Annotated in this window: 20 protein-coding genes and 1 tRNA gene; 11 read left to right on the top strand and 10 right to left on the bottom strand. The window is 67.4% G+C overall.

Going from position 1 to position 17,258, the window contains the following annotated elements; genetic code table 11:
- Positions 1-5: 5 nt before the first annotated feature.
- The 5 genes from dcd to G432_RS03080 all read right to left on the bottom strand — a co-directional run bounded on the left by dcd (position 6) and on the right by G432_RS03080 (position 3,122).
- On the bottom strand, positions 6-560 hold the full coding sequence (dcd, locus tag G432_RS03100) for a dCTP deaminase (protein ID WP_015457358.1): 555 nt from the start codon (positions 558-560) through the stop codon (positions 6-8).
- Positions 560-1,024, bottom strand: a complete 465-nt coding sequence (locus tag G432_RS03095) for a cytidine deaminase (protein ID WP_015457357.1) — start codon at positions 1,022-1,024, stop codon at positions 560-562. Before G432_RS03095 ends, dcd begins: the two co-directional genes overlap by 1 nt.
- 9 nt (positions 1,025-1,033) lie before the next feature.
- Positions 1,034-1,516: a UPF0262 family protein gene (locus G432_RS03090; RefSeq protein ID WP_015457356.1), complete on the bottom strand. Its 483-nt coding sequence runs from the start codon at positions 1,514-1,516 to the stop codon at positions 1,034-1,036.
- Positions 1,517-1,593: 77 nt separating this feature from the next.
- Entirely contained in the window at positions 1,594-2,637 is a 1,044-nt protein-coding gene (locus tag G432_RS03085) for an HlyD family secretion protein (protein WP_015457355.1), read from the bottom strand.
- The gene (locus G432_RS03080; RefSeq protein WP_236626840.1) at positions 2,634-3,122 is read right to left on the bottom strand and encodes a MarR family winged helix-turn-helix transcriptional regulator; all 489 of its coding nucleotides are present in this window, start codon (positions 3,120-3,122) and stop codon (positions 2,634-2,636) included. Before G432_RS03080 ends, G432_RS03085 begins: the two co-directional genes overlap by 4 nt.
- A 116-nt stretch (positions 3,123-3,238) precedes the next feature.
- Here G432_RS03080 and G432_RS03075 point away from each other — a divergent pair, with 116 nt between their 5' ends.
- The 7 genes from G432_RS03075 (at position 3,239) to trxB (ending at position 10,309) form a co-directional block, all read left to right on the top strand.
- Positions 3,239-4,750: a replicative DNA helicase gene (locus G432_RS03075; RefSeq protein WP_015457353.1), complete on the top strand. Its 1,512-nt coding sequence runs from the start codon at positions 3,239-3,241 to the stop codon at positions 4,748-4,750.
- 79 nt (positions 4,751-4,829) lie between these two features.
- Positions 4,830-5,129 carry a GIY-YIG nuclease family protein gene (locus tag G432_RS03070; protein WP_015457352.1) on the top strand — a complete coding sequence of 100 codons (300 nt, stop codon included), beginning with the start codon at positions 4,830-4,832 and terminating at the stop codon, positions 5,127-5,129.
- Between the two features lie 129 nt (positions 5,130-5,258).
- Positions 5,259-5,819 (top strand): TIGR00645 family protein, encoded by a 561-nt coding sequence (locus tag G432_RS03065; protein WP_015457351.1) that lies wholly within the window; start codon positions 5,259-5,261, stop codon positions 5,817-5,819.
- Positions 5,820-6,033: 214 nt separating this feature from the next.
- A complete protein-coding gene (lon, locus tag G432_RS03060; RefSeq protein WP_015457350.1) occupies positions 6,034-8,433 on the top strand; it encodes an endopeptidase La in 2,400 nt (799 codons plus the stop codon).
- Between the two features lie 227 nt (positions 8,434-8,660).
- Positions 8,661-8,933, top strand: coding sequence for an HU family DNA-binding protein (locus tag G432_RS03055; protein ID WP_015457349.1), 273 nt, complete (start codon positions 8,661-8,663; stop codon positions 8,931-8,933).
- Positions 8,934-9,116: 183 nt separating this feature from the next.
- Positions 9,117-9,191, top strand: a tRNA-Val gene (locus G432_RS03050).
- 146 nt (positions 9,192-9,337) lie between these two features.
- A complete protein-coding gene (gene trxB / locus G432_RS03045) occupies positions 9,338-10,309 on the top strand; it encodes a thioredoxin-disulfide reductase (RefSeq protein ID WP_015457348.1) in 972 nt (323 codons plus the stop codon).
- A gap of 20 nt (positions 10,310-10,329) precedes the next feature.
- Here trxB and G432_RS03040 read toward each other — a convergent pair whose 3' ends face one another.
- Positions 10,330-10,605 (bottom strand): acyl carrier protein, encoded by a 276-nt coding sequence (locus G432_RS03040; RefSeq protein ID WP_015457347.1) that lies wholly within the window; start codon positions 10,603-10,605, stop codon positions 10,330-10,332.
- A gap of 195 nt (positions 10,606-10,800) precedes the next feature.
- On the opposite strand from G432_RS03040, the gene G432_RS03035 reads away from it, so the two are divergent.
- Together G432_RS03035 and G432_RS03030 are read left to right on the top strand one after the other, a co-directional pair.
- Positions 10,801-12,267: an acyl-CoA ligase (AMP-forming), exosortase A system-associated gene (locus G432_RS03035; protein WP_051128789.1), complete on the top strand. Its 1,467-nt coding sequence runs from the start codon at positions 10,801-10,803 to the stop codon at positions 12,265-12,267.
- Complete coding sequence (locus G432_RS03030; protein WP_015457345.1) at positions 12,264-13,493, top strand: pyridoxal-dependent decarboxylase, exosortase A system-associated; 1,230 nt, start codon at positions 12,264-12,266, stop codon at positions 13,491-13,493. Before G432_RS03035 ends, G432_RS03030 begins: the two co-directional genes overlap by 4 nt.
- 60 nt (positions 13,494-13,553) lie before the next feature.
- Here the strand turns inward: G432_RS03030 and G432_RS03025 are convergent, their stop codons facing one another.
- The 3 genes from G432_RS03025 to fmt all read right to left on the bottom strand — a co-directional run bounded on the left by G432_RS03025 (position 13,554) and on the right by fmt (position 15,535).
- The gene (locus G432_RS03025) at positions 13,554-13,781 is read right to left on the bottom strand and encodes a hypothetical protein (protein ID WP_015457344.1); all 228 of its coding nucleotides are present in this window, start codon (positions 13,779-13,781) and stop codon (positions 13,554-13,556) included.
- 108 nt (positions 13,782-13,889) lie between these two features.
- The gene (truA, locus tag G432_RS03020) at positions 13,890-14,633 is read right to left on the bottom strand and encodes a tRNA pseudouridine(38-40) synthase TruA (protein ID WP_015457343.1); all 744 of its coding nucleotides are present in this window, start codon (positions 14,631-14,633) and stop codon (positions 13,890-13,892) included.
- The gene (gene fmt, locus G432_RS03015) at positions 14,630-15,535 is read right to left on the bottom strand and encodes a methionyl-tRNA formyltransferase (RefSeq protein WP_015457342.1); all 906 of its coding nucleotides are present in this window, start codon (positions 15,533-15,535) and stop codon (positions 14,630-14,632) included. The genes truA and fmt overlap by 4 nt, the downstream gene beginning before the upstream one ends.
- A gap of 105 nt (positions 15,536-15,640) precedes the next feature.
- On the opposite strand from fmt, the gene recR reads away from it, so the two are divergent.
- A complete protein-coding gene (recR, locus tag G432_RS03010) occupies positions 15,641-16,237 on the top strand; it encodes a recombination mediator RecR (protein WP_015457341.1) in 597 nt (198 codons plus the stop codon).
- A gap of 70 nt (positions 16,238-16,307) precedes the next feature.
- Positions 16,308-16,841 carry a peptide deformylase gene (gene def, locus G432_RS03005; RefSeq protein WP_015457340.1) on the top strand — a complete coding sequence of 178 codons (534 nt, stop codon included), beginning with the start codon at positions 16,308-16,310 and terminating at the stop codon, positions 16,839-16,841.
- 22 nt (positions 16,842-16,863) lie between these two features.
- On the opposite strand, the gene G432_RS03000 is transcribed toward def, so the two are convergent.
- Positions 16,864-17,250, bottom strand: a complete 387-nt coding sequence (locus G432_RS03000) for a four-helix bundle copper-binding protein (protein WP_015457339.1) — start codon at positions 17,248-17,250, stop codon at positions 16,864-16,866.
- Positions 17,251-17,258: the final 8 nt, after the last annotated feature.

The raw sequence follows: 17,258 nt of genomic DNA, 5'->3' as shown, positions 1-17,258 counted from the left end.
CCGGCTCAGAGCCGGGGCAGGGTGACGCCGCGCTGGCCCATATATTTGCCGGCGCGGTCGGCATAGCTCGTCTCGCACGGCTCATTGCCCTGCAGGAACAGGAACTGGCACGCGCCTTCATTGGCATAGACCTTGGCAGGCAGCGGCGTGGTGTTGGAAAATTCCAGCGTCACATGGCCTTCCCAGCCGGGTTCCAGCGGCGTCACGTTCACGATGATGCCGCAGCGGGCATAGGTCGACTTGCCGAGGCAGATCACCAGCACGTCGCGCGGCACGCGGAAATATTCCACCGTGCGGGCCAGCGCGAAGCTGTTGGGCGGGATGATGCAGCAGTCCGTCTTGCGATCGACGAAGCTGTTGGCGGCGAAATCCTTGGGGTCCACCGTCGCCGAATCGACGTTGGTGAAGATCTTGAACTCGTCCGCCACGCGCGCGTCATAGCCGTAGGAGGACAGGCCGTAGCTGATGCAGCCGTCGCGCCGCTGCGCTTCGACGAAGGGTTCGATCATCCCGTCCGCCAGCGCGCGCTCGCGGATCCACTTGTCGGACATGATGGACATCAGCTCAATCCCAGATCGTCGGGCCCGAAGGCGAAGGGCAGGAGTTCGGACAGGAGGTGGCGCTCCACCGCGCCGCCATCGCCCGAAGCGCAATGGATCACGATGTCGCGGCCGCCCATCTGCGCGGCCTCGTTCAATATCTGGCGGCAGCGGCCGCAGGGGCGCACCGGATCGGCCCCTGCGAGCCCGCCGGGCGTGATCCGCCCGCCGACGATGCCGATCGCCACCACGTCGCGCAGCCGCCCGGCGACGTTGGCGGCCGCCAGCGCCACCGTTTCCGCGCAGAGCGACAGGCCGTAGCTGGCATTTTCGAAATTGGTGCCGGGGATGATTGCGCCATCCTCCAGCAGCAGCGCCGCGCCCACGCCGAAGCGCGAATAAGGCGCGTGCGCGTTGCGGGCCGCCTCGCGCGCGGTATCGATCAGCACGGCGCCGGCGACGTCGCCCAGGTCCACTTCAGCCACGTTTCGTCCTCAACCCCGGATATGCAGCACGCAGATCAGCGTGAACAGGCGCCGCGCCGTATCGAAATCCACGTCGATCTTCCCCCGCAAACGTTCCATCAGCAGATCCGCCGCCTCGTTGTGGATGCCCCGCCGCGCCATGTCCACCGTCTCGATCTGCTGGGGCGTGGCCTGGCGGATCGCCTGGTAGTAACTGTCGCAGATCGCGAAATAATCCTTGATGGGCCGGCGGAACCGCGCAAGCCCCAGGATCAGCGTTTCCAGGAGCTGGCCGTCCGCGCTCGAAATGTCGATCGCCAGCCGCCCTTCCTCCACCCGCAGGCGGATGCGGTAGGGGCCGGCATAGCCTTGCGGATAATCCCGCTGGGGATGGAAATGATTGCCCTCCAACAGATCGAAGATCGCGATCCGCCGTTCCTGCTCGACATCGGCATTGCGCCAGATGATCGTCTTGTCGTCGAGATCGACGGCGATGATGCGCGGATCGGCCATAGGTGTCCCGCCCGCTGTTATCCGAGCGGCCGGCGAATCGCAAAGGGCGGAGGAGGGGAGGCGGGCCTCCCTGCCCCTCAGCTCCGCACGTGGACGGTGACGTCCGCGCTCGATCCCGCCACCAGCGGGCGATCGGGGGTGCAGTCCAGCTTCAGCCGCACGGGCACGCGCTGGGTGACCTTCACCCAATTGCCGGTGGCATTCTGTGCCGGCAGCATCGAGAATTGCGATCCCGTGCCCGATCCGATGCTGGCGACATGGGCGGCGCACGCCTTGCCGTCCATCGCGTCGAAGGCGATCTCCGCCTTCTGGCCGACGCGGACATGGGCGAGCTGGGTTTCCTTGAAATTGGCGTCCACCCAGTAATTGCCGCCCGCCACCAGCGTCGCGCTGGTCAGCGACGCGATCGCCATCGAGCCGGGCTGCAGCTTGTCCACCTGCACGATCACGCCGTCGGCCGGCGCGCGGATCTCGGTGCGGGCGAGGTCCAGCGCGGCCTTGTCGCGCGCGGCGATGGCGGCGGCGATCTGCGGATGCAGGCCGGCGCCGGCGGTGCCCAGCTTGGCGCGGGCGGCATTGGCGTCGGCGGACGCCACCGCGCGCTTCGCCTCGGCCGATGCCAGCGCCGCGCGTGCCGCGTCATAGGCGGCGCGGGTGGTGAAGCCCTTGTCCAGCAGGTCCTTCTGCCGCGCGAAATTCTCCTGGGCGAGCTGCACGTCCGATGCCATCGCCCCGATATCCGCCTCCTTGGAGACGAAGGTGCTCGACATCTCGTTCACCTGGATGCGGGCATTGCCCACGTCCGCCTCCGCCTGGGCCAGCGCGATGCGATAGGGTTCGGGATCGATGCGGAACAGCAGGTCGCCTTTCTTCACCCGCTGATTCTCGCGCACCGCCACCTCGACGATCCGGCCGCCCACCTCCGGCGATATGCTGATGATGTCGGCGCCCACCTGGGCGTTGTCGGTCGAAACGCTCCGCCCGCTCGTCGCCCACAGCCAGCCGCCGCCGGCCAGGATCACCGCCGGAACGGAAAGCATCAGCGGCCACCGCCAGCGCGACCGGGCCTTGCCCGCCACCTCGGCCGCGCCGTCCGCCTTGATCGATGTCATGTCGTTCATGCTACCTGCTTTCGCGCGTCGCCGGGGCGCCCGTCTTTCTCGCGCAGCGCCTCGCGGAGCCGTTCCAGGCTGTCAACCAGCTGGTTTCGCTCATCCTTCGTCAATGTGGCCAGAACCTCGCCTTCCACTTCCTTGCCCAGCGCCTCCAGCCGATCGACGATGGCATGGGCGGCGGGCAGCAGATGGAGCCGCCATACCCGCCGGTCGCGCGGATCGGCGCGGCGTTCGACCAGCCCGGCCTCGGCCAGCCGGTCGACCATGCGGCAGAGCGTGATCCGCTCCACCTCCAGCCGGTCGGCCAGTTCGGCTTGGTTCAGCCCTTCGTTGCGGGAGATGTGGAACAAGGCGCGCCATTGCTGGCGCGTCACCCCCAGCCCGCGCGCCCGCGCGTCGAAGCGGTAGCGGAAGGCGCGCGCCGTATCGTGCAGCAGCAATCCGATGCTTTCGGGGACATTGGCCGGCATGTCGGGGCTATTCGTAGTCATGCTTATATTATCCTGCCATGCCATAGGCATTGCAAGGTTGAGGTTCGTCCGCATTTCGCGGGAGGGACTCGCCTTTCCGATTGTCGCGGCGGCCCGCATCGGCGATGATGCGCGCCATGGCCGAACCTGTCCGATTGATGCCCGCGGCTTCCGCGGATGCCGCCGAATTGCCGCGCAACGTGGAGGCGGAAGCCGCCCTCCTCGGCGCGCTGATGATCGATAACCGCCTGTGCGAGGACGTGCAGGTCCGCCTGCGTTCGGATCATTTCTTCGAACCCGTTCATGGCCGCGTCTATGATGCGATCCTCAAGCTGGTCGATCGCAACATGGTCGCCAACCCCGTCACGCTCCGCCCGATGTTCGAAGGGGACGAGGCGATGCGCGAGCTGGGCGGCCCCGGCTATCTCGCGCAATTGACCGGCAGCGGCGCCGCGCTGATCGGCGCGCGCGATTTCGCGACCCAGATCTACGATCTCGCGCTGCTGCGCGAACTGATCGGCGTCGGCCGCAACATGGTGGAAAACGCGCTCGACACCAGCGAGTCGGTCGATCCCAAGAGCCAGATCGAGGCGGCCGAGGTCGCGCTCTACCGCGTGGCGGAGGAAGGCGGCGAGCAGGGCAGCGTCAAGAGCTTCGGCCAGGCCACCAAGCTGGCGGTCGAAAATGCCGAGCGCGCGCTCAATTCGGGCGGCCATGTCTCCGGCATCACCACCGGCCTCGACAGCGTGAACAGCCGGATCGGCGGCCTCCACCGTTCGGACCTCATCATCCTCGCCGGCCGCCCCGGCATGGGCAAGACCTCGCTCGCCACCAACATCGCCTTCAGCGCCGCGATACGCCGCGTGCGCGACCGGGAGGACGGCATTCCCGATGCCAGGTCGGTGGGCGCCGGCGTCGCCTTCTTCAGCCTCGAAATGTCGGCGGACCAGCTCGCCACCCGTATCCTGTCCGAACAGGCGGAGATCAGCTCGCAGAAGCTGCGCATGGGCGACATCAGCCACCAGGATTTCCGCAACCTCGCCCGCGCGGCGGCGGAGCTGGAGAATCTGCCGCTCTATATCGACGACACGCCCGGCCTCACCATCGCGGCGCTGCGCACCCGCGCCCGCCGGCTGAAGCGCCAGCGCGGCATCGACCTGATCGTGGTCGACTATCTCCAGCTCCTCCAGGGCTCCGGCAATTCGCGCGACGGCAACCGCGTGCAGGAAATTTCGGAAATCAGCCGCGGCCTCAAGCAGCTCGCCAAGGAACTGCACGTTCCGGTGATCGCGCTCTCCCAGCTCAGCCGCGCGGTCGAAAGCCGCGAGAACAAGCGGCCGCAGCTTTCGGACCTGCGCGAATCCGGATCGATCGAGCAGGACGCCGATATCGTCTGGTTCGTCTATCGCGAGGAATATTACATCAATTTCGAGAAACCGAAGGAAGCCTCGGTCGATGCCGGCGACGATGCCGGCGCGGTCTCCGCCTTCGATACCTGGCAGAAGCGGATGGCCGATGCCCACGGCCTGGCCGAGCTTGTCATCGCCAAGAACCGCCACGGCGCCACCGCGACCGTGACGCTGAAGTTCGAGAGCAAGTTCACCAAGTTCAGCGACCTGGCCGACGATCGCCTGCGCCCGGAACGGTAGGGGCGGAGACGCTCCGTTCTCTTTCTTCGTCATGCCAGCGCAGGCTGGCATCTCATGAGGTTGCCGCTAGATTCCGATCATGGAGCGCGGCGGCTGGACCTATATCATGACCAACAAGCCGCGCGGCGTGCTGTATATCGGTGTAACCGCGCATCTGGCGGCACGAGTGGCGCAGCATCGCGAAGGCCTGGGATCGGCCTTTTGCCGGCGCTACAATCTGCAGAGGCTCGTACTTGCCGAGCCACATTCCTCGATCGAGGAAGCGATCGCGCGTGAGAAGGCGCTCAAGGCATGGAAGCGTGCCTGGAAGGTGGCGCTTATCGAGAAGGTCAATCCATGCTGGCATGATCTGGCGGATGACATCGGACTTGCATCCTGAGACCCCAGCTTGCGCTGGGGTGACGGAAAAGGACGCACGCCAACTTCGGCCCGCAAAGCTTTGAAACAGAAACCGGCGCGGATGGTCTCTACAGGGTGTCCATCCCGTCAACCATGTTTCCAAGGACCGATGGCCAGTCTTCCCGATCCCACGCCCCAGATCGAAACCCCCGCGCGGCTCCGGCCGCTGCCGTTGCTGATCTTCTCGTCGCGCTGGCTGCAGCTTCCGCTCTATGTCGGGCTGATCGTCGCGCAATGCGTCTATGTCTTCCTGTTCCTCAAGGAGTTGTGGCACCTCGTCACCCACGCCGCCGATTTCGGGGAGCAGCAGATCATGCTCGTCGTGCTCGGCCTGATCGACGTGGTGATGATATCCAACCTGCTGGTGATGGTGATCGTCGGCGGTTATGAAACCTTCGTCTCGCGGCTGCGGCTGGAACGGCACCCGGACAACCCCGAATGGCTGAGCCACGTCAATTCGGGCGTGCTGAAGGTCAAGCTCGCCATGGCGATCATCGGCATCTCCTCGATCCATCTGCTGCGGACCTTCATCGAGGCGAGCGCCATCGGCATGCCCGGCGCGCGCGTCACGGAGACAGGCGTGATGTGGCAGGCGATCATCCACATGGCCTTCATCCTCTCCGCGCTGGGCATCGCCTGGGTCGATCGGATGACGCAGACGCGGCACTGAGGCGGGCGGGGGAGGGCGTCGCCGCCTTCCCCGCACCAAGACGCTGCGACGCAAGGAGATTATTGCCGCGGAAGGATTTTGTTTCAGATCCGATATGAAGAGGATTCCGTGCGCCCGTTGATGCGGGACGGTGCCGCGCCCATATATATAACAGATAAGTGACCAAGGAATCACGCGGGCGGCCTCGACCTTTCCGCCCCGCATCGGAGTTTGCATGACCGAAATCCTCCCCGTCCTGCCGCTGCGCGACATCGTCGTGTTCCCGCAGATGATCGTTCCGCTCTTCGTGGGGCGCGACAAATCGGTGGCCGCGCTGGAAAGCGCGATGGCGGCGGACAAGGCGATCTTCCTGGTCGCCCAGCTCGATCCGTCCGAGGATGATCCCGATCGCGACGCGCTCTACGATATCGGCGTCGTCGCCACCGTTCTCCAGCTCCTGAAGCTGCCCGACGGCACCGTGCGCGTGCTGGTGGAGGGACGCCAGCGCGCGGCGCTCGCCACGCTCGATGCCGACGGCGATCATCTGACCGCCTCGGTGGACCTGATCGACGATCAGCCGGCCGAGGGTGACGAGATCGCGGCGCTGATGCGCTCGGTGGTCGAGCAGTTCGAAAATTACGCGAAGCTCAACAAGAAGATGCCGGCCGAAACCGCCGTCCAGCTCAGCCAGATCGAGGATCCGGCGCGGCTGGCCGATGCGGTGTCGTCCAACATCAACATCAAGGTCGCCGACAAGCAGACCCTGCTCGTCGAGCTCGATCCCGCCAAGCGGCTCGAAATGGCCTTCGCCTTCATGGAAGGCGAGCTGGGCGTCCTCCAGGTGGAAAAGAAGATCCGCAGCCGCGTGAAGCGGCAGATGGAGAAGACCCAGCGCGAATATTATCTGAACGAGCAGCTCAAGGCGATCCAGCGCGAGCTGGGCAATGCCGAGGAAGGCGAGGGCGGCGACGAGCTGGCCGAGCTGGCGCAGAAGATCACCAAGCTCAAGCTTTCGAAGGAGGCCCGCGCAAAGGCGAATGCGGAGCTGAAGAAGCTGCGCACCATGGCGCCGATGTCGGCCGAAGCGACCGTCGTCCGCAATTATCTGGATGTGCTGCTCGGCCTGCCCTGGGGCAAGAAGTCGAAGCTCAAGAAGGATATCGCCGTCGCCCAGGCCGTGCTTGATGCCGATCATTACGGGCTGGAGAAGGTGAAGGAGCGGATCGTCGAATATCTCGCGGTCCAGGCGCGCACCAACAAGCTGAAAGGGCCGATCCTGTGCCTCGTCGGCCCGCCCGGCGTGGGCAAGACCTCGCTCGGCCGCTCGATCGCCAAGGCGACGGGGCGCGAATTCGTGCGCCAGTCGCTGGGCGGCGTGCGCGACGAGGCCGAGATCCGCGGCCATCGCCGCACCTATATCGGCTCGCTGCCGGGCAAGGTCGTCACCAACCTCAAGAAGGCGGGCACGTCCAACCCGCTCTTCCTGCTCGACGAGATCGACAAGCTCGGCCAGGATTTTCGGGGCGATCCCGCGTCCGCGCTGCTGGAGGTGCTCGACCCCGAACAGAACAGCAAGTTCCAGGATCATTATCTGGAGGTCGATGTCGACCTGTCGGACGTGATGTTCGTCACCACCGCCAACTCGCTGAACCTGCCGCAGCCGCTGCTCGACCGCATGGAGATCATCCGGCTCGAAGGCTATACCGAGGACGAGAAGGTCGAGATCGCGAAGGCGCACCTGATCGCCAAGCAGATCGAGGCGCACGGGCTGAAGGCCGGTGAGTTCATCCTCACCGACGCCGGCCTGCGCGACCTGATCCGCTATTATACCCGCGAAGCCGGCGTCCGCACGCTGGAGCGGGAGATCGCGAAGCTCGCCCGCAAGGCGCTGCGCCGCATCCTCGAAGGCAAGGCCGAAACGGTCGAGATCACGCCCGAAAATCTTTCCGAGTTCGCCGGCGTCCGCAAGTTCCGCTTCGGCGTGGGCGAGGAGGAGGACCAGATCGGCGCCGTCACCGGCCTCGCCTGGACGGAGGTCGGCGGCGAGCTGCTGACGATCGAGGCCGTCACCGTGCCGGGCAAGGGCGCCATCGCCACCACCGGCAAGCTGGGCGACGTGATGAAGGAATCCGTGCAGGCCGCCTTCTCCTTCGTAAAGGCCCGCGCGCCGGCTTATGGCATCAAGCCCAGCCTGTTCGGCCGCAAGGACGTGCATATCCACCTGCCCGAGGGCGCGGTGCCCAAGGACGGCCCTTCCGCCGGCATCGGCATCGTCACCGCGATCGTCTCCACGCTCACCGGCATTCCGGTGCGGCGCGAGGTGGCGATGACGGGCGAAGTCACGCTGCGCGGCCGGGTGCTGCCGATCGGCGGCCTCAAGGAAAAGCTGCTGGCGGCGCTGCGCGGCGGCATCACCCACGTGATGATCCCGCAGGAGAATGAGAAGGATCTGGCGGAAATCCCCGCCAATATCCGCGAAGGGCTGAAGATCACGCCGGTCAAGCATGTCGATGAGGTGCTGGCCCTGGCGCTGGCCCAGCCGGTTTCGCCGATCGACTGGACGGAAGCGGACGATCTGGCCGCGCCGCCCGTGCCGCATCTTGCCGGCGAGGCCGGGGCTGCGATTCACCACTGATTCGCCAAGGCGAACGAGGGGCGGCGATCCGGTTTTTACCGGGTCGTCGCCTTTCTTTTTTCGCTCCGGCACCGAATCGAGCCGCGCCAAATCGGCCCGAACCTCGAAAAACCCGCTATTTAGGCGCGCTTTCCTTTTGACACGCCTATCGGCGCTGTTCTTAGATGCGCGCCCGGCCTTGGCCGCGACTCAAATAATCGCACCTTATTCAAGGGGGTTCCTCGGGCATGAACAAGCAAGAACTGATCGCGTCGGTCGCCGAGGCGACAGGCCTCAGCAAGAACGACGCTTCGAAGGCCGTGGAAGGGGTTTTCGATACGATCAGCGGCGCGCTCAAGAAGGGGGATGAGGTTCGCCTCGTCGGCTTCGGCACCTTCTCGGTCTCCAAGCGCAAGGCATCCACCGGCCGCAACCCGCGCACCGGCGAGCCGATGAAGATCAAGGCGTCCAGCCAGCCGAAGTTCAAGGCGGGCAAGGGCCTCAAGGACGCGGTCAACTAAGGATCGGGGCCGGCCCGGTGGGGATCGGGCCGGCCGCTTCTCCGCAATCGCGCGCGATGTCGCGTTGATCTGGGGATATCTCGCCGATGGGGCTGGACAAGTCCGCGGCGACCGCCTAAGCGCCTCCCCGCAACGCCGATCGCCAGCCCCGCTGGCCCCGATGATCGGCCTCAAGCGAAGCGTGGGCGCGTAGCTCAGCGGTAGAGCACACCCTTCACACGGGTGGGGTCACAGGTTCAATCCCTGTCGCGCCCACCACGCTTCCTTCCTCCTTCCAGCGATGTTTTCCGGCCGGCGCCCGAGCCAGCCTTTCCGGGCCGCGAGAATTTCCATTCCTTGCGGTGTGGCCCCCCCACGCCCTATCTCGGGCGCGAGATATTGAGATTCACGAGCAAAGGCGATCCATGACCGCGACCCATTCCACCCGCATGCTCATCCTCGGTTCGGGGCCGGCCGGCCTTTCGGCGGCGATCTATGCCGCGCGCGCCGGGATGGCGCCGATCGTGCTGCAGGGCATCCAGCCGGGCGGCCAGCTGACCATCACCACCGATGTGGAGAATTATCCGGGCTTCGCGGACGTCATCCAGGGCCCGTGGCTGATGGAGCAGATGCAGCGCCAGGCCGAGCATGTCGGCGCGCGGATGATGTGGGACACGATCGTCGAGGTCGATTTCTCGAAGCGCCCCTTCCGCCTCATCGGCGACAGCGGCACCGTCTATGAAGGCGATACGGTGGTGATCGCCACCGGCGCCCAGGCGCGCTGGCTGGGCCTGCCCAGCGAGCTGAAGCTGCAGGGCAAGGGCGTTTCCGCCTGCGCCACCTGCGACGGCTTCTTCTATCGCGGCAAGAAGGTCGCGGTGATCGGCGGCGGCAACACCGCGGTCGAGGAAGCGATCTACATGACCAACCACAGCCCGGACGTGACGCTGATCCACCGCCGCGATTCGCTGCGCGCGGAAAAGATTCTCCAGGACCGCCTTTTCGCCCATCCGCGCATCAAGGTGCTGTGGAACAAGGAAGTCGCGGAGTTCGTGGGCGGCGGCGATCCCGAGGGCCTCGTCGCGCTCTCGCTGCGCGATACGGTGACGGGTGAGGTCAGCAGCCTCGATGTCGACGGCGGCTTCGTCGCGATCGGCCATTCGCCGGCCACCGATCTCTTCCGCGGCCATATCGCGCTCGACAGCGACGGCTATATCGCGGTGGAGCCGGGCAGCACGCGGACCAGCGTGGCCGGGGTGTTCGCCTGCGGCGACGTGATGGACAAGGTCTATCGCCAGGCGGTGACGGCGGCGGGCACGGGCTGCATGGCGGCGCTGGATGCGGAACGCTTCCTGGCCCATGCCGATTTCGAGGCGAAGGCCACGGCCGCGGCCTGAGGATATGGGGGGAGGCGGCCTCAGGCCGCCTTCGCCACCTTGGCCTTGGCGAAGGCCACCAGCGCGCCGAAGCTTTCCAGCAGCTCGCCATCCACCTCGTCATCGTCGATGATGATGCCCAGCCGGTCCTCCAGCTCCGTCAGCAGGCCGGCCACCGCCATCGAATCGAGTTCCGGCATGGCGCCGAACAGCGGTGTTCCGGGTTCGAGCGCGGCCGTGCGCGCATCGCCCAGCCCGAGCACGTCGCCCAGCACGCCGCGAACCGCCGTTTCGACATCGATCCCATCGCCGACCATCTAATTCCTCGTCTTCTGGCGAACCCGAACGGCGGTCGCCTAGCCGCTTCGCACGCGCGGGACAAGCATCGGCCGGGTTTCCACCGGGCCGTGGGCGCGCTATCGCCTCCGGCCCAGCATCAGCGCGAAGGAGCATGAGGGGTGCCCGCGACCGATCCCAATCCCGATCCCCGCCCGCTCGATCATCTGCCGCTGATGGGCGCGGCCGGTGCGCTGGCGCTGGTCGATCGGGCTGGCGCGCTGGATTATACGGGGCTCGATCGCGCGGTGGGCGCGCTGGCCCGCGCGCTGGCCGATCGCGGTCTCGCCCCCGGCGCGCGCGTCGCCTCATGGCTGGCGAAGACGCGGCTGGCGAGCCTGCTGCCGCTGGCCTGCGCGCGGGCCGGCTTCGTTCACGTCCCCGTCAACCCGCTGCTGAAGCGCGCCCAGCTTGCCCACATCCTCGCCGATAGCGGGGCCGCGCTGCTGATCGCCGGCCCCAGCCGCGTCGCGACGCTGGAGCCGGGGGACCGCCCCGCCGATTGCGCGCTGCTGATCGAGGACGAGGCCGGCGCCGCCACGCTCGCCGCCCAGTCCGGCCTGCCGCCGTCCTCGGCCGATCCGGCCGGTCTGGCCGCCATCCTCTATACCTCCGGCTCCACCGGCCGGCCCAAGGGGGTGATGCTGAGCCACGCCAATCTGTGGCTGGGCGCCGTTTCCGTCGCGCATTATCTGCGGCTTGGGCCGGATGACCGCACGCTCGCCGTGCTGCCCTTCAGCTTCGATTACGGCCAGAACCAGCTGCTTTCCACCTGGGCGGCGGGGGGCTGCGTCCACCCGCTCGATTACCTCACCGCGCGCGATGTGATCCGCGCGGTGGAACGCCACGCCATCACCACGCTGGCCGGCGTGCCGCCCTTGTGGGTGCAGCTTGCCGAGGCGGACTGGCCGGCCGAAACCGCCGCCCGCCTGCGCCGCCTGACCAATTCGGGCGGCCGCCTGCCGGTGCCGCTGATCCGCCGTCTGCGCGCGCTCTTCCCCAATGCCGATCTCTATTCGATGTATGGGCTGACGGAGGCGTTCCGTTCCACCTATCTCGATCCCGCCCTGGTCGATGCCCACCCGGAATCCATTGGCCGCGCCATTCCCTTCGCCGAGGTGATGGTGGTCCGCGCCGACGGCAGCCCCACCGAAGCCGGCGAGCCGGGCGAGCTGGTCCATGCCGGCCCGCTGGTGGCGCAAGGCTATTGGCGCGATGAGGAGCGGACCGCGCACCGCTTCCGCCCCGCGCCCTCCCATTCGCTTTATGGCGGCGCCGCCGTCTGGTCCGGCGATACGGTGGCGGTGGACGGGGAGGGGCTGCTCCACTTCGTCGGCCGCGATGACGAGATGATCAAGACGTCCGGCAACCGCGTCAGCCCGACGGAGGTGGAGGAAGCCGCCATCGCCACCGGGCTTGCGGCGGAAGCCGTCGCCATCGGCGTGGCGGACGATCGGCTGGGCGAGGCGATCCTCCTCGTCCTCAGGGGCGATCCCGCGCAGGAGGCGGCGCTGCGCGATGCGCTGAAGCGCGATCTCCCCAATTTCATGCAGCCGCGCGCGATCGTCTGGCGGGCGGATCTTCCCCGCAACGCCAATGGCAAGGTCGATCGCGCCGGCCTGAAGGCGGAGCTTGCGGCATGAAGCCGATGGGAACCATCCCGGCCGATTACCGGGCGATCGGTGGCGAGCTTGCCGTGGGCGGCCATCCCGTCTCCGCGCTGGTCGCCGAGGCCGGGGATACGCCGCTCTTCGTCTATGACCGCGCGATCATGGCCGCGCGCGTTGCCGCGCTTCGGGCCGCGCTGCCCGCTGAGGTCGCGATCCATTATGCGATGAAGGCCAATCCGAACCCGGATGTCGTCGCCGCCTTCGCGGGGCTGGTGGACGGCCTCGACGTCGCTTCGGCGGGCGAGATGGGCGTCGCGCTTGCCAGCGGCATGGCTGCCGATCACGTCTCCTTTGCCGGCCCCGGCAAGCGCGATCGGGAACTCGAGGCCGCGATCGCCGCCGGCGTCACCCTGAACCTGGAATCCGCCGCCGAAGGCTGGCGCGCCATCGCCATTGCCGGGCGGCTCGGCATCCGGCCGAAGCTCGCCGTGCGGGTGAACCCCGATTTTGAGATCAAGGGATCGGGCATGCGCATGGGCGGCGGTGCGCGGCCCTTCGGCGTGGACGAGGCGGAGGCGGCCGCGCTCTGCCGCGACATGATCGCCGCCGGGGCGGACTGGCGCGGCTTCCACATCTTTGCCGGATCGCAGGCGCTGGATGCCGCCGCGATCATCGAGGCGCAGGCCGCCACGCTCGCGCTCGCCGCAAGGCTGGCGGAGGAGGTCGGCGCGCTACCGCCGCTCGTCAATCTCGGCGGCGGTTTCGGCATTCCCTATTTCCCCACGGAAAAGCCGCTCGATATCGACACCATCGGTGCGGCGCTGGGCGAAAGGCTGGCCGATCGCCCGGCGGCGCTTGCCCAAAGCGCGTTCGCGATCGAGCTTGGCCGCTGGCTGGTGGGAGAGGCGGGCGTCTATCTGACCCGCATCGTCGACCGGAAGATCAGCCATGGCGAGGTCTTCCTCGTCACCGATGGCGGGCTTCATCACCAGCTCGCGGCGTCGGGCAATTTCGGCACGGTCGTCCGCCGCAACTATCCGGTGGCCATCGCCAGCCGCTTCACGGAGGAAGCGGCCGAGGTGGCGAGCATCGTCGGCTGCCTCTGCACCCCGCTGGATCGGCTTGCCGAAAAGGTGCTGCTGCCCCGCGCGGAGGTGGGCGATATCGTCGCCGTGTTCATGGCCGGCGCCTACGGGGCCACTGCCAGCCCCTCGGCCTTCCTGGGCCACCCGCCGGCCATTGAAATGATGGTCGGCTAGGGCGGCATCCGCTGGATTGAGCGAAGGCGCGTCAGGAAAGGGGCGGCCCGGCCGCGCGCTTCACGCCACCCACTGGCCGGCGAGCGCAAGGGGAACGCGCTTCACATTGCCCTTGATGACCTTGCTGCCGAAGGATTTGGTGATGATGGCGGCGGCATCGCCATTCGCCAGCACGACCCTGGTGCCGCCGGAAAGCAGGCTTTCGATGGCGGTAACGCGCGCATGGTGGCGGTCGCACATGGCTTGGACTTCCGCCGGGGAGGCGTTGAGATTGATGGCGCGCGACATGATGTTCTCCTGCGCGACTGGCGCGCGTGCCGGAATAGGCCCGCTTGCGGTAGCAGGTGCGCGGCCGGGTGTCGCCTTAATACGGGCCATGCAGTCTGCGGCCTTCGCCTATTCCGGATATTTCGCCTCGATGAAGAACAGGCCGTCCGGCGGCGCGTTCAGGCCGAGCGCGTTGCGGTCACGGGCTTCCAGCGCGTCGCTTAGATCGTCGGCGGTCCATTTGCCCCGGCCCACCAGCATCAGGCAGCCGACCATCGACCGCACCTGATGATGGAGGAAGGATCGGGCGGCGGCGTCGATCTCGATATCGTCGCCATATCGGGAAACGTTCAGCCGATCCAAGGTCTTGACCGGGCTGTCCGACTGGCAGTGCACCGATCGGAAGGTGGTGAAATCGTGCCGGCCGACCAGCCGTTGCGCGGCGGCGTGCATCGCCTCCGCGTCCAGCGGCACCGCCACATGCCAGGCGCGGCCCGCATCCAGCGCCAGCGGCGCGCGGCGGTTGACGATGCGGTAGGAATAGCGCCGGCCGATGCAGGAAAAGCGCGCATGCCAATCGTCCGCCACCGTTTCGGCCGCCAGGATCGCGATCGGATTGGGGCGGAGATGGGCGTTCAGCGCCTCCATCAGGCGGAAGGGCTGGAAGGGGCGGGCGATATCGACATGGGCGGCCATCGCCTCCGCATGCACGCCGGCATCGGTGCGGCCGGCGGCGTGGACGCCCGTAACCTCGCCGGTGATGCGCTCCACCGCCTCCTCGATCGCCTGCTGCACGCTCGGCCCGTGCGACTGGCGCTGCCAGCCCATGAAGGGGCGGCCATCAAATTCCACCGTCAGGCGAAACCGCGTCATGCCAGCACCGTGCCGGCCGGGATGGAAAAGCCGCGCAGCAGCTCCGCCGCCGCCATCGCTCCGCGCCCGGCGCGCTGCACCTGCGTGGGGCGGATCGCGCCGCTGCCACAGGCGATCAGCAGCGTATCGTTCAGCACGGTGCCGGGCGCGCCTGCGCGATCGATGGTTTCGGCGGCCAGCACGCGGATGCGCTCGCCCTGATGCTCGAAAAAGGCGCCGGGCGCCGGGTTGAAGGCGCGCACCTGCCGTTCGATCGCGGCGGCATCCTGCGCGAAATCGATCCGTGCTTCGGCCTTGTCGATCTTGGCCGCGTAGGTCACGCCCTCTTCAGGCTGCGGGACGGGCGGGTAACGGCCGATATCGGCGAGCACCGCCACCATCAGCGCCGCGCCCTTTTCCGCCAGTTCCGCCGTCAGGCCGCCGCCGGTCTTGCCGTTTACCTCCGTCTCCACGGTCGCCAGCATCGGCCCGGTATCGAGCCCGCGCTCCATCTGCATGATCGTCACGCCGGTCCGCGCATCCCCGGCCAGGATCGCGCGGTGGATCGGCGCGGCACCCCGCCAGCGCGGCAGCAGCGAGGCATGGACGTTGAGGCAGCCCAGCTTCGGCGCGGCGAGGATGGCCTGCGGCAGGATCAGCCCATAGGCCGCGACCACGGCGGCATCGAGGTCCAGCGCCGCGAAGGCCGCCTGCTCCTCCTCGCCTTTCAGGCTGGCGGGGTGGCGCACCGCGATCCCCATCTTCTCCGCTCGCCTGTGCACGGGGGAGGGGGACAGGGCCTTGCCCCGGCCCGCACGGCGCGGCGGCTGGCAATAGACGGCGGCGATGTCGTGCCCGGCGGCGGCCAGCGCGTCCAGCGTCGGCACGGCAAAGTCGGGGGTTCCCATGAAGGCGATACGCATGGCTCCGCGCTTTGGGCATAGCGGGCCGCCAAGGCAAGTTTCCATGATGGAGGGCGTTGCGAAGTTCGGGGTGACGCGGCGATCCGAATTCCCTATCTGTTCCGCATGGCATCTCCCGAAATCGAGGCATTGACGCAGGCTTTGGCGCGGTTGCCGGGCCTTGGGCCGCGATCCGCGCGCCGTGCCGTCCTCCACCTCATCAAGAAGCGCGAGGTGACGCTCGCCCCGTTGCTGCGCGCGCTGGAGCAGGTGAACGATCGGCTGGCGACCTGCGGCACATGCGGCAATGTCGACACCACCGATCCTTGCGCCATCTGCGCGGACCCGCGCCGCGATGCGCGCCTGCTCTGCGTGGTGGAGGAGGTGGCGGACCTGTGGGCGCTGGAACGCTCGCGCCTCTTCCCCGGCCGCTTCCACGTGCTCGGCGGCCGGCTTTCGGCGCTGGAGGGCGTGCGGCCAGAGGATCTCGCCATCGATCGCCTCGTCAGCCGCATCGCCGCCGGCGGGGTGGACGAGGTGGTGCTGGCGATGAACGCCACGCTGGAAGGCCAGACGACCGCGCATTATATCGCGGATCGGCTGGAAAATTATCCCATCCGCCTCACCCAGCTGGCCCATGGCCTGCCGGTGGGGGGCGAGCTGGACTATCTCGACGAAGGCACGCTTGCCCAGGCGTTGCGCGCCCGGCGCCCGGTGGGTTGAGGTGAGGGATATCCCGCCTCCGGCACCAGCCGCCCTTGAAAGCGGCGCCGATTCTCACTAGCTGGCCTCCATGGCCATTCTTCCGATCCTGGAGGCGCCCGATCCGCGCCTGCGCACCATTTCCACGCCCGTCGAAACGGTGGACGATGATCTGCGCGCGCTGATCGCGGACATGTTCGAGACGATGTATGACGCCCCCGGCATCGGCCTGGCGGCGATCCAGGTGGGCGTGCCCAAGCGCGTGCTGGTGATCGACCTGCAGGAGGAACAGGATGCGGAAGGCAAGCCGATCCGCAATCCGCGCGTCTTCATCAATCCCGAGCTGTTCGATCCTTCGGAGGAACATTCGGTCTATCAGGAAGGGTGCCTGTCGGTGCCCGATCAATATGCCGATGTCGAGCGCCCGGCCGTGATCCACGCCCGCTGGCTGGATGAGAAGGGCGAACGCCACGAGGAGCGGCTGGAAGGCCTGCTCGCCACCTGCCTCCAGCACGAGATGGACCATCTGGAAGGCATCCTGTTCATCGACCACCTTTCGCGCCTGAAGCGGGAAATGGTGATGAAGAAGCTGGAAAAGGCCCGCCGCGCCCGCCGCGCGGCCTGATCTTCCCGTCTATCCGCCGGGCCTAATGCACCGTCGGCAGCGCCCGGCGGCAATCGTCCGCGCATTCGCGGCACATTTCCGCGCAGCGCCAGCAATGCGGATGGTCATGCCGCTCGCATTCCGCCGCGCACACGTCGCACGCCGCGATGCAGCTTTCCAGCATCGCCTGCACGATCAGGATGCTGCGCCCCGTCTGTCGCACGGCGACCTTTGCAGTCGTCTCGCAGATGTCGGCGCAGTCCAGGCAGGTGCGGATGCACTGGCGCATGTCCATCGCTTCGGCCGTGCAGGCATCCGCGCAGGACGTGCAGATCACCGCGCAGAACATCGCATGGCGCACGGCGACGGCCAGCGGCTCATTGACTTCGGTCACGTCGGGATGGGCGGCGATCATCTTCGAGATGGACATGGGCATGC

This window comes from Sphingomonas sp. MM-1, assembly GCF_000347675.2.
In the GTDB taxonomy this organism is placed as follows: domain Bacteria; phylum Pseudomonadota; class Alphaproteobacteria; order Sphingomonadales; family Sphingomonadaceae; genus Sphingomonas_E; species Sphingomonas_E fennica.
This window is presented reverse-complemented; position numbering and strand designations above follow the sequence as displayed.